This window comes from Streptomyces sp. SAS_281 (genome assembly GCF_052542855.1).
In genome coordinates this window covers 1-21,707 of record NZ_JBMNDO010000131.1, presented here as the reverse complement: position 1 = coordinate 21,707, position 21,707 = coordinate 1, and the positions used below count along the sequence as shown (strand labels likewise).

Annotated in this window: 21 protein-coding genes; 16 read left to right on the top strand and 5 right to left on the bottom strand. The window is 72.0% G+C overall.

The genetic code is table 11. The annotated features are described in order from the left end of the window. Positions 1-45: 45 nt before the first annotated feature. The 3 genes from ACN6LM_RS32725 to ACN6LM_RS32715 are packed head-to-tail and all read right to left on the bottom strand — an operon-like array spanning position 46 to position 3,878. The gene (locus ACN6LM_RS32725) at positions 46-909 is read right to left on the bottom strand and encodes a DUF1206 domain-containing protein (RefSeq protein ID WP_445069030.1); all 864 of its coding nucleotides are present in this window, start codon (positions 907-909) and stop codon (positions 46-48) included. 33 nt (positions 910-942) lie between these two features. Then, positions 943-2,553, bottom strand: a complete 1,611-nt coding sequence (locus ACN6LM_RS32720) for an N-acyl-D-amino-acid deacylase family protein (RefSeq protein ID WP_445069029.1) — start codon at positions 2,551-2,553, stop codon at positions 943-945. 35 nt (positions 2,554-2,588) lie between these two features. After that, positions 2,589-3,878, bottom strand: a complete 1,290-nt coding sequence (locus ACN6LM_RS32715; protein WP_445069028.1) for an amino acid deaminase — start codon at positions 3,876-3,878, stop codon at positions 2,589-2,591. 144 nt (positions 3,879-4,022) lie between these two features. Between ACN6LM_RS32715 and ACN6LM_RS32710 the strand changes: the two genes are divergently transcribed. The 4 genes from ACN6LM_RS32710 to ACN6LM_RS32695 all read left to right on the top strand — a co-directional run bounded on the left by ACN6LM_RS32710 (position 4,023) and on the right by ACN6LM_RS32695 (position 7,826). After that, positions 4,023-5,069, top strand: coding sequence for a sugar kinase (locus ACN6LM_RS32710; RefSeq protein WP_445069027.1), 1,047 nt, complete (start codon positions 4,023-4,025; stop codon positions 5,067-5,069). Continuing rightward, positions 5,066-5,824 (top strand): IclR family transcriptional regulator, encoded by a 759-nt coding sequence (locus ACN6LM_RS32705; protein ID WP_445069026.1) that lies wholly within the window; start codon positions 5,066-5,068, stop codon positions 5,822-5,824. Before ACN6LM_RS32710 ends, ACN6LM_RS32705 begins: the two co-directional genes overlap by 4 nt. Positions 5,825-5,830: 6 nt before the next feature. After that, a complete protein-coding gene (locus ACN6LM_RS32700) occupies positions 5,831-6,241 on the top strand; it encodes a RidA family protein (RefSeq protein WP_143618603.1) in 411 nt (136 codons plus the stop codon). Between the two features lie 109 nt (positions 6,242-6,350). Beyond that, on the top strand, positions 6,351-7,826 hold the full coding sequence (locus ACN6LM_RS32695) for a GntP family permease (RefSeq protein ID WP_445069025.1): 1,476 nt from the start codon (positions 6,351-6,353) through the stop codon (positions 7,824-7,826). 22 nt (positions 7,827-7,848) lie between these two features. Here the strand turns inward: ACN6LM_RS32695 and ACN6LM_RS32690 are convergent, their stop codons facing one another. Next, the gene (locus tag ACN6LM_RS32690; protein ID WP_445069024.1) at positions 7,849-10,062 is read right to left on the bottom strand and encodes a serine/threonine-protein kinase; all 2,214 of its coding nucleotides are present in this window, start codon (positions 10,060-10,062) and stop codon (positions 7,849-7,851) included. Between the two features lie 180 nt (positions 10,063-10,242). Then, on the bottom strand, positions 10,243-11,973 hold the full coding sequence (locus ACN6LM_RS32685) for a chitinase (protein ID WP_445069023.1): 1,731 nt from the start codon (positions 11,971-11,973) through the stop codon (positions 10,243-10,245). Between the two features lie 331 nt (positions 11,974-12,304). Here ACN6LM_RS32685 and ACN6LM_RS32680 point away from each other — a divergent pair, with 331 nt between their 5' ends. The 12 genes from ACN6LM_RS32680 (at position 12,305) to ACN6LM_RS32625 (ending at position 21,602) form a co-directional block, all read left to right on the top strand. Beyond that, the gene (locus tag ACN6LM_RS32680) at positions 12,305-13,141 is read left to right on the top strand and encodes a hypothetical protein (RefSeq protein WP_445069031.1); all 837 of its coding nucleotides are present in this window, start codon (positions 12,305-12,307) and stop codon (positions 13,139-13,141) included. Between the two features lie 67 nt (positions 13,142-13,208). Then, complete coding sequence (gene cpaB, locus ACN6LM_RS32675; protein WP_445069022.1) at positions 13,209-13,922, top strand: Flp pilus assembly protein CpaB; 714 nt, start codon at positions 13,209-13,211, stop codon at positions 13,920-13,922. Positions 13,923-13,929: 7 nt separating this feature from the next. After that, positions 13,930-15,174: an AAA family ATPase gene (locus ACN6LM_RS32670; protein WP_445069021.1), complete on the top strand. Its 1,245-nt coding sequence runs from the start codon at positions 13,930-13,932 to the stop codon at positions 15,172-15,174. Positions 15,175-15,197: 23 nt separating this feature from the next. After that, positions 15,198-15,617 (top strand): TadE/TadG family type IV pilus assembly protein, encoded by a 420-nt coding sequence (locus ACN6LM_RS32665; protein WP_445069020.1) that lies wholly within the window; start codon positions 15,198-15,200, stop codon positions 15,615-15,617. Then, positions 15,611-15,979 (top strand): TadE/TadG family type IV pilus assembly protein, encoded by a 369-nt coding sequence (locus ACN6LM_RS32660; RefSeq protein WP_445069019.1) that lies wholly within the window; start codon positions 15,611-15,613, stop codon positions 15,977-15,979. The genes ACN6LM_RS32665 and ACN6LM_RS32660 overlap by 7 nt, the downstream gene beginning before the upstream one ends. Before the next feature lie 45 nt (positions 15,980-16,024). Further along, complete coding sequence (locus ACN6LM_RS32655; protein WP_445069018.1) at positions 16,025-17,365, top strand: CpaF family protein; 1,341 nt, start codon at positions 16,025-16,027, stop codon at positions 17,363-17,365. Positions 17,366-17,398: 33 nt separating this feature from the next. Beyond that, on the top strand, positions 17,399-18,337 hold the full coding sequence (locus ACN6LM_RS32650) for a type II secretion system F family protein (RefSeq protein ID WP_445069017.1): 939 nt from the start codon (positions 17,399-17,401) through the stop codon (positions 18,335-18,337). Between the two features lie 20 nt (positions 18,338-18,357). Then, positions 18,358-19,245, top strand: a complete 888-nt coding sequence (locus ACN6LM_RS32645; RefSeq protein WP_445069016.1) for a DUF5936 domain-containing protein — start codon at positions 18,358-18,360, stop codon at positions 19,243-19,245. 230 nt (positions 19,246-19,475) lie between these two features. Beyond that, on the top strand, positions 19,476-19,709 hold the full coding sequence (locus ACN6LM_RS32640; protein ID WP_445069015.1) for a hypothetical protein: 234 nt from the start codon (positions 19,476-19,478) through the stop codon (positions 19,707-19,709). Beyond that, on the top strand, positions 19,706-20,350 hold the full coding sequence (locus ACN6LM_RS32635; RefSeq protein ID WP_445069014.1) for a pilus assembly protein TadG-related protein: 645 nt from the start codon (positions 19,706-19,708) through the stop codon (positions 20,348-20,350). Before ACN6LM_RS32640 ends, ACN6LM_RS32635 begins: the two co-directional genes overlap by 4 nt. 29 nt (positions 20,351-20,379) lie before the next feature. After that, complete coding sequence (locus ACN6LM_RS32630) at positions 20,380-20,979, top strand: hypothetical protein (protein WP_445069013.1); 600 nt, start codon at positions 20,380-20,382, stop codon at positions 20,977-20,979. Continuing rightward, the gene (locus ACN6LM_RS32625; RefSeq protein ID WP_445069012.1) at positions 20,976-21,602 is read left to right on the top strand and encodes an OmpA family protein; all 627 of its coding nucleotides are present in this window, start codon (positions 20,976-20,978) and stop codon (positions 21,600-21,602) included. The genes ACN6LM_RS32630 and ACN6LM_RS32625 overlap by 4 nt, the downstream gene beginning before the upstream one ends. Positions 21,603-21,707: the final 105 nt, after the last annotated feature.

The following is a 21,707-nucleotide window of genomic DNA, read 5'->3' as shown; positions in this document are numbered from 1 at the left end:
GGCGGGGCCGCCAAGGCCCCGCCCCTTCATCCCGCGTCCTGCGGCTCAGAGCTTGCGCCACCGCGCGTTGGCGAGGGAGAAGAGGCCGAAGGCGACCAGGCCGACGGCTATGAGGCCCAGCAGCCACGGACCGGCCGGGGTGGCGCTGAAGGACCGCAGGGTGTCGTCCATGCCCTTGGCCTCACCGGAGCGCGCCTTCACCGCCGCCGACACCGCGAAACCTCCGGCGACCGCGAAGACCAGACCCCGGCTGACACCGCCGAGGATCCCGGTGGTGTCGACGGCCCGCCGCATGGTCCGGGACATGTCGGTCATGCGCAGGTGCTTGTGGAACTTCCGCAGCGCCGCGCGGCCCGCGATCCACAGCCCCGCACAGGCGATGCCCACACCGGCCGCACCCACCAGCCAGCGTCCGCCCGGCAGGTCCAGCGCCCGGGCCGTGACGTCCTGCGAGCGGGCGTCGCCCTTGCCGCTGCCGCTGCCCTTGTCACCGGCCGCGAACGACAGGACCGAGTAGGCGACGAAGCCGTAGAAGACGGCCCGCCCGCCGGAGGCCAGCCGCTTGGTCGTCTTGTGGCCGTCCGGGCCCGCCGCGCCGAACGCCGCCTCGGACAGCCGCCACAGGGCCATGCCCACGAGGGCGATGCCCAGGACCCACAGCAGCACGTGGCCGAAGGGCTTCTGCGCGATCTCCGCGAGTGCCCCGCCCCGGTCCGCCTGCTTTCCGCCGCCGCCCTTGCCGTCGCCGTCGCCGCCGTTGAACGCGATGCGCAGGGCGAGGAACCCGACGAGGAAGTAGATGACCCCGCGTGCCACGAACCCCGCACGGCCGGCCGCTTCCACGGCTGTGCTGTTTCCCGCCCGCCGGGCCTTTCCCCGGCCCTTCGAGGCTGTCGCAGAGATATTCATGACAGCCGGTTGCCCTGGCGGGGGGCGGAGAAACTACACTGCGCCCCCCGCCGGACGCACCGACCGCCCGGCCAGCACCTGCGTGCGCCTGCCGTCCTCGATCACGAAGCGGCCGTCGATCAGCACGTGCGGGATGCCCACCGGCAGGGTGCGGGGGGCCTCGAACGTCGAGCCCGCCGCCACCGTCGCCGGGTCGAAGAGGACCAGGTCGGCGCGGTAGCCCTCGCGCACGAGACCGCGGTCGGCGAGCCGCAGCCGGGCCGCCGGGCGGGCCGTGAGGTGGGCGACGCACTCCTCCAGGGAGAGGATGTCCAGCTCGCGTGCGTACCGGCCCAGGTAGTGGGGAAAGGTGCCGTACGCGCGGGGGTGGGGCTTGTCGCCCTGGAGGATGCCGTCGCTGCCGCCGGTGTGCACGCGGTGCCGCATGATCTGCCGCACGTTCTCCTCGTGGCCCACGTGCTGGAGGATCGTCGTCCCGAGCCGGTCGTCCACCAGCAGCCGCCGGGCGGTCACCCAGGGCTCCTCACCGCGCAGCGCCGCCGACTCGGCCACCGTGCGCCCCACGTACCCGGCGAGTGCGGGCTCCCCGGTGCCGGAGATCTCGATGGTCTCCCACTCGATCGGCACCCCGTGGCAGCCGTCCGATCCCACGACCTCCAGATCGTGGCGGATGCGGGCGGCCGTCTCCGCGTCGGCCAGCCGGGCCAGGACCGCCTCCGGGCCGCCCTCGCTCGCCCAGCTGGGCAGCATCGCGACGAGGGTCGTGCAGCCCGGGGTGTACGGGTAGGTGTCGAGGGAGATGTCGGCGCCCGCGTCGAGCGCGTCGTCCAGGAGGGCGAGCAGGTCGGGGGCGCGGCCCTCGTTGACCCCGAAGTTCATGGTCGCGTGGGCCAGGTGCAGGGAACAGCCCGCGCTGCGGGTGAGCCGCACCATCTCCTCGTACGCCTCCAGGGCGCCCGCCCCGTACGAGCGGTGGTGCGGGCAGTAGTAGCCGCCGTGCGCGGCCACCACCCGGCAGAGCTCGGTGAGTTCGGCGTCGTCCGCGTACATGCCGGGGGTGTAGGTGAGGCCCGAGGACATGCCGACCGCGCCCTCGCGCATGCCCTGGTCCACGAGCTGCCGCATCCGGTCCAGTTCGGCCCCGGTGGCGGGGCGGTCGTCCCAGCCCACCGCGTACATCCGGACCGTGCCCTGCGGGATGAGGTAGGCGGCGTTGACCGCGATGCCCTGGCGGTCGAGGCGGTCCAGGTAGCCGCCGACCGTCCGCCAGTCGAAGTCGATGTCCTCGCCGCCGCCGTTCCAGCCGGAGATGGAGCGGCGGACCTGGGCGAGCGTGCGGTCGTCCACGGGCGCGTACGACAGGCCGTCCTGGCCCAGGACCTCCAGCGTGACGCCCTGCGCGGCCTTCGCGCTGTGGTCGGGGTCGCGGAGCAGCGCCAGGTCGCTGTGGGCGTGCATGTCGATGAAGCCGGGGGACAGGGCGAGGCCGTCGGCGTCCACGGTGCGGTGCCCGCTGGGGCGGGGGCCGGGGGAGTCCTCGCGGTGGATCTCCGCGATGCGGCCGTCGGCGACGGCCACGTCGGCGCGGTAGGAGGGGGTGGCGGTGCCGTCGACGACGCGGGCGTCGCGGATGACGAGGTCCATGGGGCCTTGGCCTTTCTCGGCGGGCTGGGCCCGGATCAGAAGAACGTGCGGACGAAGTCGGTGACCGTGCCGTCCGCCTCCACGAGCGGGATCAGCTGCCACTTGTCGAAGCTGGTGCAGGGGTGGGACAGGCCCATCCCCACCCAGTCCCCGACCTCCAGGCGCGCGCCCTCGTCCGTGCGGACCCAGGTGTGCTGGTCGGACAGGCCGGTCACGGTGATCCCCTCGGCCGGCCGCTCCGAGCCGTCCCGGCCCGAGCGCACGACCTGCGCCTCGGGCAGGTCCAGGTCGTACGCCGCGTCGCGCTTGCCCGCGTTGAGGAACGCCTGCCCGGCGGACGGGCGGGACACCACCTGCGCCCACAGCCGGAACGCGGGCTGCAGCGCGCCCTCCTCCGGGACGCGGTTGAACGGCGTGAGGTGGCGGTAGTGCCCGTCGTCGTGCGAGACGTACGCCCCCGAGCGCAGCAGCTTGAGTACGGGGGCGGAGAGCTCCGGGATTCCGGCGAACACGTCCGCCACCGCGTCGAACCACGCGCTGCCGCCCGCGCTGACCACGATGCGCTCACCGGCCCCCAGCGCGCCGAAGCGGCCCGCCGCGTCGAAGTCGGCGGCCAGCGCGACGAGCCGGCGCAGCCAGGCCCGGACCCGGTCGCCGTCCGCGTCCGGCACCTCGCCCTCGTACCCGGCCACGCCGACCAGGCGCAGGGCCGGCGCCCCGGCTACCGCGTCCGCCACGGCCGCGCAGTCCGCCTCGGTCCGCGCGCCGGTGCGCGCTCCCTCGCCCGCGCCCAGCTCCACGACGACGTCGACCGGGCGGGAGGCGCCCGCGGCGCGCAGGGCCTCGTCCATCAGCTCGACCCCGCGCACGGAGTCCACGTAACAGACGAAGGTGAAGTCCGGGTCGGCGTCCAGCTCGCCCGCCAGCCAGCGCAGCGCGGCGGCGTCGACCAGCTCGTTGGCGAGGAAGATCCGGCCGATCCCGAACGCGCGGTAGACCCGCGCCTGGTGGGGCACGGCGGCCGTGATGCCCCAGGCGCCGTGCTCCAGCTGGCGGGCGAAGAGCTGCGGGGACATCGACGTCTTGCCGTGCGGGGCGAACGCGAGACCGTGGCGTTCCGCGTACGTCTCCAGGAGCGCGAGGTTGTGCTCGACCGACTCGGCGGACAGGGCGAGCACGGGGGTGGTGAACCCGCCCCCGAAGAGATTGCGGCGCTCGGCGGCCAGGGCGCCGACGGTCAGGCCCTCGGCGTCGGGCGGGAGGCCCTTGAACCGGTGGTCGACCGGTTCGTCGGCGAGAGCGGTCACGTGGTGCGCGGCGGCCATGGGGTCTCCTCGGTCCGGTCAGCGATCTGATTGCAACATATGCAACACCCATTGCGTATATCGCTCAAGGCTGTCTAACATCCGAGCCGACGCCCGGTCAATGGTGAGTGCCGGTGCCGCCGCCCGACTGCTGAGGAGCCCCGCGTGTCCGGAACCACGCCCGCCGACGTCGTGTGCCTCGGTGAGTCCATGGTGACGTTCCTGCCCTCGCGGCCCGGGCGCCTCGCCGATGTGCCGTCCTTCGACCGGGGCATCGGCGGCGCCGAGTCCAACGTCGCCTGCGCGCTGGCGGCGGCCGGGCACCGGACCGCCTGGGTGAGCCGGGTCGGGGCGGACGGCTTCGGCGACCACCTCGTGGAGGCGGTCGCCGCGTACGGCGTGGACACGTCCTCCGTGCGGCGCGACCCCTCCCGGCCGACCGGGATCTACTTCCGTACGGCCACGGACCGGGCCACGGACGTCCACGAGGTGGCGTACTACCGGGCCGGGTCCGCGGCGTCCGCGATGTCGCCCGCGACGCTGCCGTGCGACGCGCTGCCCTCCGGGCGGATCCTCCACCTGTCGGGGATCACCGCCGCGCTGTCGGCGGACTGCCTGGCGCTGCTCCACGAGCTGACCGCCCCACGGGCGGGGCGGCCGCTGATCTCGTTCGACGTGAACCACCGGCCGGGGCTGTGGCGGGGGGAGTCCCCCGCGGTGCTGCTGGAGCTGGCGCGGCGGGCGGATGTGGTGTTCGTGGGGGAGGACGAGGCGGAGGAGGCGTGGGGCGTCGTGGGCGCCGCCGCGATCCGGGAGGCGCTGCCGGAGCCGGGGGTGGTCGTGGTGAAGCGGGGCGCCGACGGTGTGACGGTGTTCTCCCATGAACCGGGGCCCCGCGCCTCGAACGCCGCCGGGGCCGATGAGGTCACCCACGTCCCCGCGCTCCGCGTCGACGTCGTCGCCCCCGTCGGCGCCGGCGACGCCTTCGCCGCCGGGTTCCTGTCCGCCACCCTCCGCGGACTCCCCGTCCGCACGCGCGCCCGCCACGGCCACCTCCTGGCCGCCGCGGTCCTCACCGTCCCCGGCGACCTCACCGCGCCCCCCGCCCGCGAGCACGCCGACCGGCTCGCGGCACTGGACGACGACGCGTGGGGGAGACTGCGTCTCGGCCCCGGGTGGACGGGGGACGACACGGAGGTACGTACGCCATGAGCCAGACCGTCGACCGCGCGCTGAGCATCCTGCCGCTCCTCGCCCAGGGGCCCGCCGACCTCGGACAGGTCGCCGACCGCCTCGGCGTCCACAAGTCCACCGCGCTGCGCCTGCTCCGTACGCTCCACGAGCACGGGCTCGTCTACCGGCAGCAGGACCAGCGCTACCGGCTCGGCGCCCGGCTGTTCGCGCTCGCGCAGGAGGCCGTCGAGAACCTCGACGTACGCGAGATCGCCCACCCGCACCTCGCCGAGCTGAACGAGCTGTGCGGGCACACCGTCCACCTCGCCGTGTACGAGGAGAACGAGGTCCTCTACATCGACAAGGTCGAGAGCCGCTACCCGGTCCGGATGTACTCGCGGATCGGCAAGCCCGTCGCCATCACCGTCGCCGCCGTGGCCAAGCTGCTCCTCGCCGACCTGAGCGAGGCCGAGCGGCGGGCCATCGCGGACAAGCTCGACTACCCCATGTACACGTCCCGTTCGACGCCCGGCGCCGCCGCGTTCCTCAAGGAGCTCGCCGCCGTGCGCGAACAGGGCTGGGCCACCGACCTCGGTGGCCACGAGGAGTCCATCAACTGCGTCGGCGCCCCCATCCGCGGGGCCGACGGGCGCGTCGTCGCCGCGATGTCGGTCTCCGCGCCGAACGTGGTCGTCACGGCCGAGGAACTCCTCACCCTGCTCCCCCTGGTCCGTCGGACCGCCGACACCATCAGCCGGGAGTACTCCGGCAGCAACCGACCCAAGAAAGCCTGATCCGCCATGACCGAGAAGACCGCGCTCACCCCCAGCACCCACACCACCCCGCCGGCGAAGTTCTCGCACGGCGTGCGCAAGGGCAACATCCTCCAGGTCGCCGGCCAGGTCGGCTTCCTGCCCGCCGTCGAGGGCCAGGCGCCCACTCCGGCGGGCCCCACCCTGCGCGAGCAGACCCTCCAGACCTTCGCCAACGTCAAGGCGATCCTGGAGGAGGGCGGCGCGAGCTGGGACGACGTGATGATGATGCGCGTCTACCTCACGGACGTGGACCACTTCGCCGAGATGAACGAGATCTACAACGCGTACTTCGCCGAGCAGAACCTCAAGGAGGCCCCGGCCGCGCGCACCACGGTCTACGTCGGCCTCCCGAAGGGCCTCCTCATCGAGATCGACGCCCTCGCCGTCCTGGGCTGAGCCATCCCCGTAATCCGCACCCTGCCCGGCACGGCGCCGCACCACGCGACACAGGCGCCGTGCCGCGGTCCCCCCTGCCCAGAAACATGGACGAACAACGGAGTTACCCATGCAGCTCGCCGCAGGCCCCACCCCCGCCGAGGCGCCACCCCACACCGGTGGACTCCTCCTCCTCATCGACGGCACGCCCGGTCTGCTGACCGTCGCCGCCCTCGGCATCGCGCTCCTCCTCTTCCTGATCATCAAGATCCGGCTCCAGCCGTTCGTCGCGCTGCTCGCGGTCTCCATAGCCGTCGGCCTGGGCGCCGGGCTCTCCGTGACCGAACTCTTCGGCACCGTGCAGAGGTCCGCCGCCGTCTCCGTCATCGAATCCGGCATGGGCGGCATCCTCGGCCATGTCGCGATCATCATCGGTCTCGGCACGATGCTCGGCGCGATCCTGGAGGTCTCCGGCGGAGCCGAGGTGCTGAGCGCCCGGCTGCTGCGGCTCTTCGGCGAGAAGCGCGCCCCGCTCGCGATGGGCCTGACCGGTCTGATCTTCGGTATCCCGGTCTTCTTCGACGTCGGCATCTTCGTCCTCGCGCCGATCGTCTACGCCGCCGCCAAGCGGTCCGGAAAATCGATCCTGCTGTACTCGATGCCGCTCCTCGCGGGTCTCTCCATGACCCACGCCTTCCTGCCGCCGCACCCCGGGCCGGTCGCGGCCGCCGGTCTCTTCCACGTCTCGCTCGGCTGGGTCATCCTGATGGGCGCCCTCGTCGGCATCCCGTCCGTGCTCGCCGCCTGGGGCTACGCCGCCTGGATCGGCAAGCGGATCTTCGTGGACGTCCCGCAGGACATGGTCGAGGCCGCCGCGGAGGCGAAGGCCGCCGTCGTCGCCGAGCAGCGGGCCGCCGGGGTCACGCCGCGCGAGGAGCCGGTCGCGCTCTCCACCGTGCTCGCCATCATCGGCACCCCGCTGATCCTGATCCTCGCCGCCACGTTCTCCTCGATCGCCATGGACCCCTCGACGGGCCGCTCGGTCATCGAGTTCTTCGGCAACCCCTTCGTCGCCCTGACGATCGCGCTGCTGCTCGCGTACTACCTGCTCGGCATCCGGCGCGGCTGGTCCCGCAAGTCCCTGGAGTCCGTGTCCACTTCCTCGCTGAAGCCGGTCGGAAACATCCTGCTCGTCGTCGGCGCGGGCGGCATCTTCGGCGCCGTGCTCAAGGGCAGCGGCATCGCGGACGCGCTCGCCGACACCTTCAACGACGTCGGCCTGCCCGTCATCCTGCTCGCCTGGCTGATCTCGGCCGTGCTGCGTGTCGCCCAGGGCTCGGCGACCGTCGCCATCGTCACCACCGCCGGCATCGTGGTCCCGCTCGTCGAGAACCAGGGCTTCTCGCAGGCGCATCTCGCACTGATCATCATGGCGATCTCGGCCGGCTCGATCATCGCCTCGCACGTCAACGACGGCGGCTTCTGGATGGTGTCGAAGTACTTCGGCATCTCCGAACGCGACACCCTGAAGTCCTGGACCGTGCTCGAAACCGTCCTGTCGGTCGCCGGGTTCGCCGTCGCGGCGCTGCTCAGCCTGGTGATCTAGCCGTACGCGTCACGGGTACGGGTCAGGCCGCCGAGGCGCAGATGATGCTGCGGCCCTGGTTGACCTGCCAGTACCAGAACCGCTCGCCGGGCCCCGCCGGACAGGTCCAGTTCCGGCCCTTCTCCGGGGCCCGGTAGAAGCCGGTGATCCGCAGGATCGACTGACCCGCCCTGGGCACCTTCGAGGCGTTGCAGCGCCAGACCACCGTCAGGTCCGCGTTGGTCTCCCCGTTGACGTCGGCCGGGAAGCACTGGCCCGGCTTGTACACCCGGTCCAGGCACAGCGTCCGCGTGATGCCGTCGTCGCCCGACCGGCTCCACCAGGTGAAGCCGGCGCCCGAGTCGCAGGAACTGGACGCGCCGGCGCGGGTGCTCACCCGATTGACGTGCATGTACGCGTTCGAGGCGCCGCAGTTCACCCGGACCGGACGGCTCGCGCTCATGTTGTCGTAGCCGTCGTTGTACACGTCGAGGCAGTCACCCGCGTGCACGGCGGCGAAAGCCCGGTCGGTGGAGTCCATGGTGGGCGTCGGCGTCGGCGTCGGCGTCGGTGTGGGGGTCGGGGTCGGGTCCTCCGTGACGGTGTCGTCGGTGTCGGTGTCCGTGTCGGCGCCGCCGCTGCCCGACGTGTCCGTGTCGGCGCTCGCACTGTCGTCGGTGTGCGTGTCGAGGCCGCTGCCCGAGGTGACGGAGCCGGACGTGCTGCCGCCCGACGCCGAACCGCCGCCCGTCTTCTCCCAGGGCTGCCAGGTGAGCAGCCCCGCCACGGCGACCAGTACGAGCAGCAGGCCCAGGGCGGCGGCGCCGGAGGACGACGAGCCCGTACGCGGGCCCGCCGGGACGGGGGCCGGGGCGGGCGAGGTGGCCCGCGCCCGCGCCTCACGTTCGGCCCGCTCCCGGTCGGCGCGGTCCCGCTCGGCGCGCTGACGGGCGGCGCGCTCCCGCTCGGCCCGCTGCCTGGCTGCCCGCTCCTGCTCGGCGCGTTCGCGGTCGGCCCGCTCATGCGCCGCCCGCACCCGCGCCACTCGCTCGGCCTCCAGGCGGGCGGCTTCGCGGCGGGCGGCCTCCGCGCGCTCGCGTTCGGCGTGCCGAGCGGCTTCCGCCCGGTGCCGCGCGGCCCGCTCCGCCTCCTCGCGCTCCGCCTCCTCGCGTTCCGCGCGCTGCCGCTCGGCCAGCTGGGCGAGGGCCGCCATCTCGCGACGGGTGCGGTCGCGGTCGGCCCGGGCCTGCCGGGCCGGCGAGTACACCAGCGTCGGAGGCGGCTTCGGCACGGCGCGCGTCCGCCGCGTCACGGCCGGGGCGTGCGACGGGTCGCCCGGGGACCGGCCGCCCGCCCATTCCCGGCCCTGGTCCGCGTACGCGTCGATCAGCGCCGTCCAGCGCGGCGGCAGCCAGCGCGTGCCGCTCGTCGTCATCGGCAGCCCGGCCTGCTGCTCCCGGAAGCGGGCCAGCAGCTCGGCGGGGGTCGGGCGGTGCCGGGGCTGCACGGCCAGGCACGGCCGGATCGTCGCGACCAGCTCCTTGGGCAGCCCGGACAGGTCGAGCTCGCCGCGCTGCACCCGGGCCAGCAGCCGCAGCGTGTCGCCGTCCGCGCGGTAGGGCGCCCGGCCGGTGGCCAGCAGGAACAGCGTGGCACCCAGCGAGTACACGTCGGAGGCGGCCGTGGACTCCTCGCCGCGCGCCTGCTCCGGCGAGGTGAAGGCGATCGTGCCCAGTGTGAGGCCCGTCAGGGTGAGGTCGCTGGCGTGCGAGATGCCGAAGTCGATGACCCGGGGCCCGTCCAGCGGCAGCAGCACGTTCTGCGGCTTCACGTCGCGGTGGACGATCCCCACTCCGTGCAGGGTGACCAGGGCCTGGGCGGTGCCGGCCGCGATCCACCGGACGGCCGAGGCGGGCAGCACCCCGCAGGAGCGGACCAGTTCGGAGAGCGGGGGCGCGGCGATGTAGTCGATGGCCATCCAGGGCTGCGCGGCGTCCGGATCGGCGTCCCGCACCCGCGCGGTGAAGGCGCTGTCCACCCGCTGCGCGACCGCCACCTCACGGGCGAAGCGCCGCCGGTCGGTGTCGCCGGCCCGGCCCTCCGCGAGGAGCGTCTTCACGGCGACGAGGTCCCGGCCGCCGGCCCTGGCCAGGTAGATCCGGCCCATGCCACCGGACGCCAGCCGCCCGAGCAGCCGGTACGGCCCGAGCGTCACCGGATCGTCCCCGCCCAGCGCTTCGATCCGCGCCCCGGCCATGTCGCTCCCCCTTCGCCCCAGCACCGCGCCCCACCACGGTCCCATGTCCGCGCGCGGACAGCCATGCGGTGGGGCAACTCCCGTACCGGACTGTTGCGTTACCGGTACCGAAGCACGGCCCCGTACACGCAGCAGCGCCGCCGGGGGAGCGGCGGCGCTGCTGGTTCCGGGGGGTGTGGTCTACGGCAGGCCGTGGACGTGCGGTGCGACCGCGTTCGACCAGGCGTTGCCGGCCGTGGCGTCCCAGTTGGTCGACCAGGTCATGGCGCCGCGGATCCCGGGGTACGTCTTCGACGGCTTGAAGGTGCCGCAGCCGGTGCCCTTGGCCAGGCAGTCCAGGGCCGCGTTCACGACCGACGGGGCGACGTAGCCGCTGCCCGCGCCCCGGGTGGAGGCGGGGACGCCGAGGCCGACCTGCGACGGGTCGAGGCCGCCCTCCAGCTGGATGCAGGCGAGCGCGGTGAGGAAGTCCACCGAGCCCTGCGAGTAGACCTTGCCGTCGCAGCCGAGCATCGAACCGCTGTTGTAGTACTGCATGTTGACGACGGTCAGGATGTCCTTGATGTTGAGCGCCGTCTTGAAGTACTCGCCCGCGGTGGACTGCATGTCGATGGTCTGCGGGGCCATCGTGATGACGAGGCCGGAGCCCGCCTTCTGCGACAGCGAACGCAGCGCCTTCGTCATGTACGTGGAGTTGAGGCCGTTCTCCAGGTCGATGTCGACGCCGTTGAAGCCGTACTCCTGGATCAGGGAGTAGACGGAGTTGGCGAAGTTGGTCGCGGACGCGTCGCTGTTGACCGAGACCGAGCCCTTCTCGCCGCCGACCGAGATGATGACGTTCTTGCCGGCCGCCTGCTTCGCCTTGATGTCGGCCTTGAACTGGTCGACGGTGTAGCCGTTCAGCCCGGCCGAGTCCAGGTTGAAGGTGACGGCGCCGGGCGTGGTCGTCGCGTCGGCGAAGGAGACCGCGATGATGTCGTAGTTCGCGGGCACGTCGCTGAGCTTCTGGACGGTCGCGCCGTTGTTGAAGTTCTGCCAGTAGCCGGTGACCGCGTGCTTCGGCACGGAGGTGCCCGGGTTCGGGTCGGTGCCACCGGACTTGGCGGTCCGGCCGCTGACGGTCGCCGACTTCACGGACTCACCGGCCGCGTTGGTGGCGGTCACCGCGAACTGGTACGCGGTGTCGGCCGCGAGACCGGTGACGGTCGCCGAGGTGCCGGTGGAGGTGGTCGCCTTCACGCCGTCCTTGTAGACGGTGTAGCCGGTGGCGCCGGACACCGCGTTCCAGGACAGTGCGAGGGAGGACGTGGTGGCCGTGCCGACCGCCAGCCCGGCCGGGGCGCCGGGGATCGACGGGCCGGGGTCGGTGCCGCCGCCGCCGTCGGGGCCGGTCACCGAGAAGTCGTCCACGAGGTAGGCCGCCTGGCCGTACCAGCCGTGCGTGTACACGGTGACGGACGTGGTGTTCGCGCCGGTCGTGAAACTGGTCTTCAGCTGCGTCCAGCCGGTCGAGCCCGGCGTCCACGTCGAGACGTCGGTGGTTCCGGTGCCGCTGGCGCCCAGGTACGCGTAACCGCCCTGCACCCAGGAGCTGAGCTGGTACGTCGAGTTGGGCTTGACGGCCACGGTCTGCGAGCACTTGGCGTTGTCCTGGCCGGCCGGGGTGGCCTTGAGGGCGGAGGTGCCGCCGTGCACGGGGGAGGAGACGGTGGTGCCGGAGTTCGCGGTGCACGTCCAGTTGGCGAGGCCCGATTCGAAGCCGGCGTTCCTGGCGACGTTGACGTCGGCGGCCTCGGCGCTGGTCACGAGTCCGGTGAGGGTCAGGGCGCCGGCCGCGACGACGGCCACGGCGGAGCCGAGGACCGGGCGGGTGCGGCGCCTTCTGCGGCTCGGGGCGGGGGAACGATCCACTTGCTGCCTCCGGGAGGAGTCGGGGATGGCGGGGGGACGACACGGGGGTGCCGGGGGTGTGGAATCGAGGAACGGTGGCCACCGCTGGCCGATAAACTGGTCCAGACCAATCAAGTTGTCAAGACCTCTGGCGGTCCCCGCTCCCCCCGGAACCGCCGATCACCTCATCACCCGTACTCCACGGGCTTCTTGAAAGTGTTCTCTGTCCTGCCGTACGTGGATAAAGTGCTCAGGCGGGAGCATCCGAGCGGAAGCACCCGGCGGGAGCGAGTGCGGCCGGCGGTACGCGGCGGCCCGAGGAACGGGGAGCGGCGTGCCGACAGCCATAGCAGTGACCGGTCCCGGCCTCGCGCTGCCCCCACAGGACCGCCAGACGCCCCCGGCGGTCGTCCTGCGCGCCCCCGGGGAACAGACCCTGGACCAGGCGCTGGACGACATGCAGCGCCTCCTGGAGCAGCACGGCCACGTCATCGCCGTCTACCCGGCCGGCCTCCCCGCCGCGCACGAGCGCCGGCTGCACACCGTCCGCTCGGTCCTGGAGAGCGACCGGATCGCCCTGCTCAAGTCGGACCTGCCGCCACTCGGCGTGGCCGTACTGGTGCGCCAGTTACGGCAGTTGTCCGTCTGCGACTTCAGCGCCGGGGTCATCGCCTCCGCCGCGAGGCTGCTGTCCCACTACGTGCACGCCGGCGCGCTGCTCCACTCCGTCACCCGGCTCGACCGGGTACCGGTCAGCCTCAAGACGCACGCCAAGTCCTGGGTCCCCGGCTCCCAGTTCGGCGTGCTCGCCAACCCGGAACCCCAGCTCGTCAGGGTCGGTACGGGGGAGCTCAGCGGCCCCCGCTTCGCCACGCATCTCCTCGTCGCCCGGGGGCAGTCCCCGTCGGAGTGGGTGACCGGCACGCTGGCCCGGGCGTGGCAGGTCCAGGCGGTGCACGAGGCCGTGCTGCCCGACGAGTCCGCCGGCTGGTGGGGCACCCCGAAGATGATCGAGTTCGCGGCCTATCTGCCCGACATCTCGCTGATCCACCAACTGGTCTCCTCGGTGCGCAGAGAGGTCTGCACCTGGTGCGGAAACGAACTCATCGGCGACCGCTGCGGCCTGTGCAACGCCCCCCTGACCCCGCCCCAGGACCGCACGCGCGGCCCCGCGGCCCTGAACCCATGAGGTCCCCCGAGAGCCCCGCCCCGTACCGCCCACCGGCCCACATATCCCCAACGAGGTTGCTCAGCCCATGAATTCACGGCAACGCCGCGGCGTCATCCTGCTCCTCCTGTCGGTCCTGTGCGCCCTCGCCGCCTTCGCCGGTGTGATCTGGGTGATCGGTGACGTGAACGCGAAGGTGGGCCCCGAGGTGACCGCGTACCGGGTCAGGACCACCATCGCGCCCTACAAGCCCCTGGAGGCGGACCAGTTCGAGAAGGTCTCGATGCCCGAGCGCTGGCTCTCCAAGAGCGCCGTCACCGACCTCTCCGCCCTCCGCGGCAAGATCGCCGTCACGGAACTGCACCCGGGTTCCCTGCTCCAGGAGGACATGCTGGTCGACCGCCCCAAGCTGAAGAGCGGGCAGCAGGAGATCGCCATCATGATCGACGCCGCGACCGGCGTCGCCGGCAAGATCCGGCCGGGCAACCTCGTCAACATCTACGCCACCTTCGCCGGCCGCACCGACAGGGAGAAGCCCACCTCGCGCGTCATCGTGGCCAACGCCCGGGTCATCGACGTCGGCCGGCTCACCTCCCTCGAACCCAAGCCGGAGGACCGGGGCGACGGCCCCACCGAGGCCGTGCCGATCACCTTCGCCCTGGACAGCGACGACGCCCAGCGCGTCGCCTACGCGGAGTCCTTCGCCGAACACGTGCGCCTGGCCCTTCTCCCCGCCGACAGCCCCACCACCCTGCGCCCGGGCGAGGGCAGCTACGACCTCGACGAAGACAAGAACAAGTGAGGACCGGATGAGCACACGCATCCTCCCGGCCGTCGGTGACGCCGACGCCGCCCGCGCCGTCTCCGGGCTCCTCGGCCAGCTCCCCGACGCGGAGCCGGCCGCCCCGCTCGGCGACTCCACCTCACTGCTCGACACCCTCGCCCGGCTCGCCGCCGAATCCCTGGACGAGCTGCCCGAGGTCGTCCTCGTGCACGAACGGATCGGACCGGTCCCGGCCCTGGAGCTGATCCGGGAGGTGGCCCTGCGCTTCCCGGCCGTCGGCGTCGTCCTCGTCACCGCCGACACCAGCCCCGGGCTCTACTCGGCCGCCATGGACTCCGGCGCCCGCGGTCTGGTCGGCCTGCCCCTCTCGTACGAGGAGCTGGCGCAGCGCGTCCAGGCCGCGTCCGGCTGGTCCGTGGGCGTCCGCCGCCACCTCGGGGCCGGCGCCGAGCTGCACACCGGACCCGGCGGCACCGTCGTCACCGTCAGCGGCGCCAAGGGCGGCGTCGGCACCACGGTCACCGCCGTCCAGCTCGCCCTGGCCGCCGCCGCCTCCGGGCACACCGTCGCGCTGGCCGACCTGGACCTCCAGTCGGGGGACGTCGCCTCCTACCTCGACGTGCAGTTCCGCCGGTCCGTGGTCGACCTCGCCACCATCCAGGACATCTCGCCCCGGGTCCTCCAGGACGCCCTGTACAACCACGACACCGGCGTCGCCCTGCTCCTGGCCCCGGCCGACGGCGAGCGCGGCGAGGACGTCACCGACCGCGTCGTACGCCAGACCGTCAGCGCCCTGCGCCACCGCTACGAGGTCGTCGTCATCGACTGCGGTACGTACATGAACTCGGCCAACGCCGCGGCGGTCGAGATGGCCGACCGCACCGTGCTCGTCACCACCCCGGACGTGATCGCCGTCCGGGCCGCCAAGCGCATGGTCCGGCTCTGGGACCGGCTCCAGGTCCGCAAGGCCGAGGAGACCATCACCCTCGTCAACCGCCACACCCGCCACACGGAGATCCAGCCCGCGCTGATCGAGAAGATCACCGCGACCAGGGTCGCCCGGATCGCCGTCCCGGCCGGCTACAAGGAGCTCCAGGCGGTCGTGGACGCCGGACGCCTCCAGGACCTGGACGTCAAGTCCACGGTGAAACAGGCCCTGTGGGGGCTGGCCGGAGAACTCGGTCTGGTCAAGAACGCGGAAGCGGCCGCCCGCGGGGGCAGGCTGAAGGGCGAGCGCCCGGCGGGCGGCCGGCGGGCGCGTGCGAAGTGAACACCGAGGGGGAGAGGAGCGCCATGAACCTCTTACCGGTGCACGCGCGCCGGGCGGCGGCGGGCCGTGACGTACGCTCCGACCGGGGCCAGACCGCGATCGAGTTCGTCGGCACGCTGCCCCTGATCCTCCTCACCCTCGCCCTCCTCTGGCAGGCGGGGCTCGTCTGCTACACGTACATCCTCGCCGGGAACGCCGCCGACAAGGCCGTCCGCGCCGCCGCCGTCGCGGAGGGCGACCCGAGGGCGGCCTGCGAGCGGGCGGTCCACGAGGACGTCCCCGGCGGCTGGTCCGCGATCGTGGAGGGCTGCGACGGCACCGGCGAGCTGGTCACCGTGCAGGTGCGCGTCGACGTGCCGCTGCTGTTCCCCGGGGCGTTCAGCGTGCCCATGCACGCCACGGGCGAGGCCAGGGCCAGGAACGAGAGGCGGGACACATGGTGACCCGGCGCCGCACCGGTTCCCGGCAGCGCGGACAGGCCGCCGTCGAGTACGTGGGCGTGCTCACCCTGCTGCTCGTCGTCGCGCTCGCCGTGGTCCAGCTCGGCCTCGCGGTGTACGCCGCCCAGCAGGCGGGCACGGCCGCGCGGGCGGCGGCCCGGGTCGCCTCGACCGACCACCAGACGGGCCGGGCGGGTGCGGTGGCCCGGGAGTCCATGAGCAGCTGGCTCGCGGACGGGGCGACCGTCAGCACCGGGGCCGGGGCGGAATCGGTGACCGTCACCGTGCGGGTCTCCGTCCCCGCCCTGTTGCCGATGTTCTCCTTCGGCTCCGTCGAGAAGAGCGCCACCATGCCGAGCGACTGACCCGGAACCGACCATGCGGCCACAGGAAACGAGGGAGTCGATCACATGAGCCTGCGGGCGCGCATCACCAGCCCCGAACCCGCGAACGGGATGAGCGAGGAGAGCCGGCTCGTCGGCGCCTACCGCGCCAAACTGCTGGAGGAGATCGACCTCGCGGAGATGTCCGCCCTCGCGGCGGCCGACCGCAGGGCCCGTCTCGAACGCGTCCTCGGCCACATCATCAGCCGCGAGGGCCCCGTCCTGTCCTCCGCGGAACGCTCGCAGCTCATCCGCCGGGTCGTGGACGAGGCGCTCGGCCTCGGCATCCTCGAACCGCTCCTGGAGGACGCCTCCATCAGCGAGATCATGGTCAACGGCCCCGAGCAGGTCTACGTGGAGCGCGGCGGCCGCCTCGAACTCCTCCCGATGCGCTTCTCCTCCCACGAGCAGCTGATGCAGACCATCGAACGCATCGTCTCCACGGTCAACCGCCGCGTGGACGAGTCGAATCCGATGGTCGACGCCCGGCTCCCCTCCGGCGAGCGCGTCAACGTCGTCATCCCGCCGCTCTCCCTGTCCGGCCCGATCCTCACCATCCGGCGCTTCCCCCGCGCCTTCACGCTCCAGGAGATGATCGCGCTCGGCTCCCTGGACGAGCACATGCTGCTCCTGCTCGCCGGCTTCGTCCGCGCCAAGTTCAACGTGATCGTCTCCGGCGCCACCGGCACCGGCAAGACCACGCTGCTCAACGCGCTCTCCGGGCTGATTCCCGACGGCGAGCGCATCGTCACCATCGAGGACTCCGCCGAGCTCCGGCTCCAGCAGTCCCACGTCATCACGCTGGAGAGCCGGCCGCCCAACGTCGAGGGCAAGGGCCGGGTCACCATCCGCGACCTCGTCCGCAACTCCCTGCGCATGCGCCCCGACCGCATCATCGTCGGCGAGGTCCGGGGCGGCGAGACCCTCGACATGCTCCAGGCCATGTCCACCGGCCACGACGGCTCCCTCGCCACCGTCCACGCCAACAGCGCGGAGGACGCGCTGATGCGGCTCCAGACCCTCAGCTCCATGTCCGAGGTCGAGATCCCGTTCGCCGCGATCCACGACCAGATCAACAGCGCCGTCGACGTGATCATCCAGCTGACCCGGCACGGCGACGGCTCCCGCCGCGTCACGGAGATCGCCGTCGTGGACTCGTACGGCCGCGAGGACTACCGCATCGTCTCCGTCTGCCGCTTCGACGCCCTCCCGATGGCGGCCGACGGGCGCGTGTACGGGCAGTTCGCGTACTTCCCCGTGCCCCGCCGGGTCGCGGACCGCTTCTACATGGCGAACGAGACGGTCCCCCCGGCGTTCGGGGTCGCCCACACGAACGAGCAGCTGCTGACCCGCACGCCGACGGCCTGACCCCCTCCCCCCGCTTGGAAGGCGCTTCCCGAGATGGACAACCTCCCGCTCCTGACGGTCGGCGTGACCCTGCTCGCCTGTGTGCTCGCCGTCGTCGGCCTGCATGTCTTCGCCTCCGGCAGGGAACAGCAGCGGGCCCTCATCGACCGCCTGTCCCGGACCGGCCCGCCGGCGATCGAGGGACGAGCCCGGCGCTTCCGGTCGATCGACCGCAAGCTCCGCCGGACCGGCCTCGGCAAGCGCATCGAACGGAAACTCGCGGTCACCGGGCTCGACCTCACCCCCGGCGAGTACGCGGTGTACGTCGCCGCCGCCCTGCTCGGGCTCTACTTCGTCACCGCGGCCGTCTTCGCCCCGTTCTTCGGGCTCCTCGCCGTCCTCATCGGCGCCTGGGGCGGCAACGCCTTCCTCAACTGGCAGCGCGCCAAACGCACCGAGGCGTTCATCGGCCAGCTCCCCGAGCTCACCCGGGTCCTCGCCAACGCCACCCAGGCCGGGCTCGCCCTGCGCACCGCCATCTCCATGGCCGTCGAGGAGCTGGACGACCCCGCCCACGAGGAGCTGCGCCGTGTCGCCGACCGCCTGGCCATCGGGCACTCGCTGGACGACGCCCTCAACGAACTCGTGGAACGGCTGCCCTCCCGCGAGCTGACCGTCCTGGTCTCCACGCTCATCCTGTCCAACCGGGCGGGCGGCACCATCGTCTCCTCGCTGCGCAACCTCACCAACACGCTGGAGGAGCGCAAGGAGACCCGGCGCGAAGTGACCACCCTCCTCTCGCAGGTGAAGGTCACCGCCGTCGCCGTACCCGTCCTCGGGCTGCTCTTCCTGCTCCTCATCAACACCATGAGGGGCGGCGCACTGGACGACATGGCCGCCGCCACGCCCGGGCGCATCGCGATCGTCGTCGCCGCCGGCCTCTACGGTCTCGGCTTCTTCCTGATCAACCGCCTGACGCGCGTCCGCATCTGAGGGCCGGAAGGACACCCCCAATGGAGATCCTGCTCGCCGCCGTCATGGGACTCGCCGTCCTCGGCGTCTTCCAGGGCGTCCGCATGTACCGCGCGGACGCCAAGCTCCCCGGTGACCTGGCCGTCGCCCTGGAGGTCGGCGCCAGCCGCACCAGCGCCGCCGGCTCGGCCATCGACCGCATCGGCATGCGGTACGCCCCCCGGGTCCTGTCCATGATGGGCCCCCGGCGCGTCGACCGGATCCGCCGGAAGCTCGACATGGCCGGCAACCCGCGCGGCCTGACCGTCGACCGCTACGCCGCCCGGCGCGCGGTCTTCGGCGGCCTCGGCGTCCTGGCCGCCCTGGCCATGCTGATGAACGGGCAGGTGTTCCTGGCCGTCATCCTGCTCGTCTACGGCCTGTTCTGGACGGACGTGATCATCCGGGCGGCCATCGCCCGACGCAAGGACGACATCGAGCGCACCCTGCCCGACTTCCTGGACGTCCTCGCGGTCGTCGTCTCGGCCGGGCTCGGCTTCCGGCAGGCGCTGGAGCGGGTCTCGGAGAAGTACACCGGCCCGTGGTCCGACGAGCTGCGCATCACCCTGCGCCAGATGGACATGGGCGTCAGCAGGCGCGACGCCTTCGACCAGCTCCGCCGGCGCAACGAGTCCGAACAGGTCTCGATGTTCGTCTCGGCCCTCCAGCAGGGCGAGGAACTGGGCGCGCCCATCGTGGACACCCTGATCCAGATCGCCAACGACATGCGCCGCACGGACGCCCAGAACGCCCGCCGCAAGGCGTCCAAGGCCGTCCCGAAGGCCACGCTGATCGTCACGAGCTTCATGCTCCCGGGCACGATCATCCTGATCGCGGTCGGGTTCTACTACGCGGCGAACGTGAACATCAACGAGATCTTCGGCAGCTGACAACGCGAAGCGCCTTCCTCGGAGGGCCATTTGTGGGACATTCGGAGCTGAGGGGGGCGGGAGGGGCGGCATGGCCGAAAGCGATACGTCTGACGAGCCCCAGGAGTGGGAATGGGCCCGGAAGCCCACGAAGAGGGCCACAGCACCGACGTACGTTGCCCGCAGCACGCGGACCTATGGATCAACGTCGACCGATTCCCGGTCGGTCGAACCCGGAGGGGGACATCGCCATGAAGGACATCGCGCTCAGGGCGGCGGTGCGGACGCAGACTTATGTGAACCACTGGGCGAACACCGCCGTGGACCGCATGAAGCGCCGGAAGGACGCGGGGCAGGGGGCGATCGAGTACGTCGGCATCACGATTCTGGTGGTGGCGATCGTGGTCGCCTTGCTGAACACGGATTTGGGCGCCACCATCGGGAACAAGTTCACGGCGAAGATCAACTCTGTTCTCAACAGGTGATCGGCCGGCGGAAGGTCGAAGCGGGGCAGGCCGCGCCGCTTTACATCACGGCGGTTGCGGGTGTGCTCTTTGTCGCGCTGGTTCTATTCGCGTTCGGCGAAGCCGATATTCGGCGCAATGGCGCACAGAGCGCGGCCGATGCCGCTGCGCTGGCTGCTGCCAAGGAATCGCGCAGCCTTCTGGAACCGGATCTGAAGGCGCACCTCAGGGACCCCGAATACTTCGAATCCGTGTTTAGCAAGCCCTTCCTCGGGGGAACGAACGATGCTTGCTGGAAGGCATCGGACTTCGCTGCTCGAAACGAGGCGGGCGCCGTCCGATGCCGTCGACTGGCCGATGGCAGATGGGGCTACGTAGTCCGTCTGCAATCGGCCAAGGGAATGAGTACGGACATCGTGCCGGGCACGGAAGGCAGAAAGGCGGAAGCCACGGCCGTGGCCGTGATCGAGCCCCGTTGTGCTTTTGTCCCGGCAGAGACTCCAGCCCCCGATGCCGACCCGGACGTGGACGAGGATCCGCCATCCGCGTCGATCGGCAGGATCCACTGTGACGGCGGTCTTGATTGGTCGGTCGACGCGGAGGATCCGACGCTCGTCCCGGACGTGGCCGACCTCTTCACCGTACGCCTGGCCGAAGACTGACTGAGACTGACCGCAAAGGATAGGGATCGATGACTGCTCGGTACGTGAGGAAAGCGCGCCGGACCGGTGCTGCCGCGCTCTTGGTGGCGACGTTGGCCTTCTCTGCGGCTGCGTGCGGCGGCGATGACGGCGGCAGCGGCCAGGACAAGGGGGCATCGAGCTCTGCGACGTCACGGGATTCCGGGAAGGCGAAGAGCGAGTCCGGTGAGACGACCCCGGAGACCGACCCCGTCCTGGCTACCGTCAAGGGGGACGCCGGGGTAGAGATGGTCATCACTTCCGCGATGCGGGATTCGGGTGGATTCCTGACGGTAAACGGGCAGTTCAAGAACACGGGAAGCAGTGCCTACACCACACCGATTCAATGGAGCGGCCGGGAAACTGCGGTTGCGGCCAACGGTCGGTCTCTCGCAGCGATGATGCTGGTGGATGCGCAGGCGAAGAAGCGCTACTACGTCCTTCGTGACACGGACAACCGCCCGCTGACAACGAGTGGCTACGAGCCGAGCATCGAGGCGGGTGCCACTCTCACGTTCTTCGCACAGTTCCCCGCGCCCGAGGCGTCCACCCACGAAGTGGGTGTGCAGTTCCCCGGCTTCCCCAACGCGACGATCGAGATCTCCGGATGACCCCCCGCCGCGCCACCACAACCCTCCTCGCCGGGGTGGTCGCCCTGGGGGTCGTCGGGGTGGTGGCCCCGCACGCGGTTGCCGGGGACAGTCCCTACCCCTCCGCGTCCGCCGAACCACCCGTGGAGGTCGACCCCCACGACACCGACCTGAAGCTCCCCGAAGGCGCCACCCTCGCCCCGCCCAAAGTCCTCGACATCAAGTCCGTCATCGAGGACCTCGGCGGCGAGGAGCGCCGCGAGGACACCAACGCGGACATCAAGTTCGCCCTCCAGGCGGAAGTGCTCTTCGGCAAGGACAGCGCCAAGCTCGGCGGTGAGGCCAAGGGGCGGATCAACGCCATCGCCGAGGAGATCAAGCGGCAGGACGCCAAGAAGGTCCGGGTGTTCGGGTTCACCGACGACCTCGGCTCGTCCGAGCACGGTGACGTGCTGTCCAAGAAGCGCGCCGAGGCCGTCCACAACGTGCTGGACGCGGCGCTCGGCGGTACCGGGATCACGTTCGAGATCCGGGGCTACGGCGAGGACTACCCGATCGCGAGCAACGAGGACGAGGAGGGCCGCCGCAAGAACCGCCGTGTGGAGGTCTCCTTCCAGCGCGGCGAGACCGGCTCGCAGAGCTGACCCGCACCGGGGGGGGGGGGGGGGGGGGGGGGGGGGGGGGGGGGGGGGGGGGGGGGGGGGGGGGGGGGGGGGGGGGGGGGGGGGGGGGGGGGGGGGGGGGGGGGG

Bases quoted from the DNA above. Each gene is read 5' to 3' on its own strand.
- ACN6LM_RS32625 (WP_445069012.1), top strand. From the start codon at position 20,976: ATGACCCCCCGCCGCGCCACCACAACCCTCCTCGCCGGGGTGGTCGCC.
- ACN6LM_RS32725 (WP_445069030.1), bottom strand. From the start codon at position 909: ATGAATATCTCTGCGACAGCCTCGAAGGGCCGGGGAAAGGCCCGGCGG.
- ACN6LM_RS32700 (WP_143618603.1), top strand. From the start codon at position 5,831: ATGACCGAGAAGACCGCGCTCACCCCCAGCACCCACACCACCCCGCCG.
- ACN6LM_RS32655 (WP_445069018.1), top strand. From the start codon at position 16,025: ATGAGCCTGCGGGCGCGCATCACCAGCCCCGAACCCGCGAACGGGATG.
- ACN6LM_RS32670 (WP_445069021.1), top strand. From the start codon at position 13,930: ATGAGCACACGCATCCTCCCGGCCGTCGGTGACGCCGACGCCGCCCGC.
- ACN6LM_RS32715 (WP_445069028.1), bottom strand. From the start codon at position 3,878: ATGGCCGCCGCGCACCACGTGACCGCTCTCGCCGACGAACCGGTCGAC.
- ACN6LM_RS32695 (WP_445069025.1), top strand. From the start codon at position 6,351: ATGCAGCTCGCCGCAGGCCCCACCCCCGCCGAGGCGCCACCCCACACC.
- ACN6LM_RS32640 (WP_445069015.1), top strand. From the start codon at position 19,476: ATGAAGGACATCGCGCTCAGGGCGGCGGTGCGGACGCAGACTTATGTG.
- ACN6LM_RS32630 (WP_445069013.1), top strand. From the start codon at position 20,380: ATGACTGCTCGGTACGTGAGGAAAGCGCGCCGGACCGGTGCTGCCGCG.
- ACN6LM_RS32665 (WP_445069020.1), top strand. From the start codon at position 15,198: ATGAACCTCTTACCGGTGCACGCGCGCCGGGCGGCGGCGGGCCGTGAC.
- cpaB (WP_445069022.1), top strand. From the start codon at position 13,209: ATGAATTCACGGCAACGCCGCGGCGTCATCCTGCTCCTCCTGTCGGTC.
- ACN6LM_RS32720 (WP_445069029.1), bottom strand. From the start codon at position 2,553: ATGGACCTCGTCATCCGCGACGCCCGCGTCGTCGACGGCACCGCCACC.
- ACN6LM_RS32660 (WP_445069019.1), top strand. From the start codon at position 15,611: ATGGTGACCCGGCGCCGCACCGGTTCCCGGCAGCGCGGACAGGCCGCC.
- ACN6LM_RS32705 (WP_445069026.1), top strand. From the start codon at position 5,066: ATGAGCCAGACCGTCGACCGCGCGCTGAGCATCCTGCCGCTCCTCGCC.
- ACN6LM_RS32645 (WP_445069016.1), top strand. From the start codon at position 18,358: ATGGAGATCCTGCTCGCCGCCGTCATGGGACTCGCCGTCCTCGGCGTC.
- ACN6LM_RS32690 (WP_445069024.1), bottom strand. From the start codon at position 10,062: ATGGCCGGGGCGCGGATCGAAGCGCTGGGCGGGGACGATCCGGTGACG.
- ACN6LM_RS32650 (WP_445069017.1), top strand. From the start codon at position 17,399: ATGGACAACCTCCCGCTCCTGACGGTCGGCGTGACCCTGCTCGCCTGT.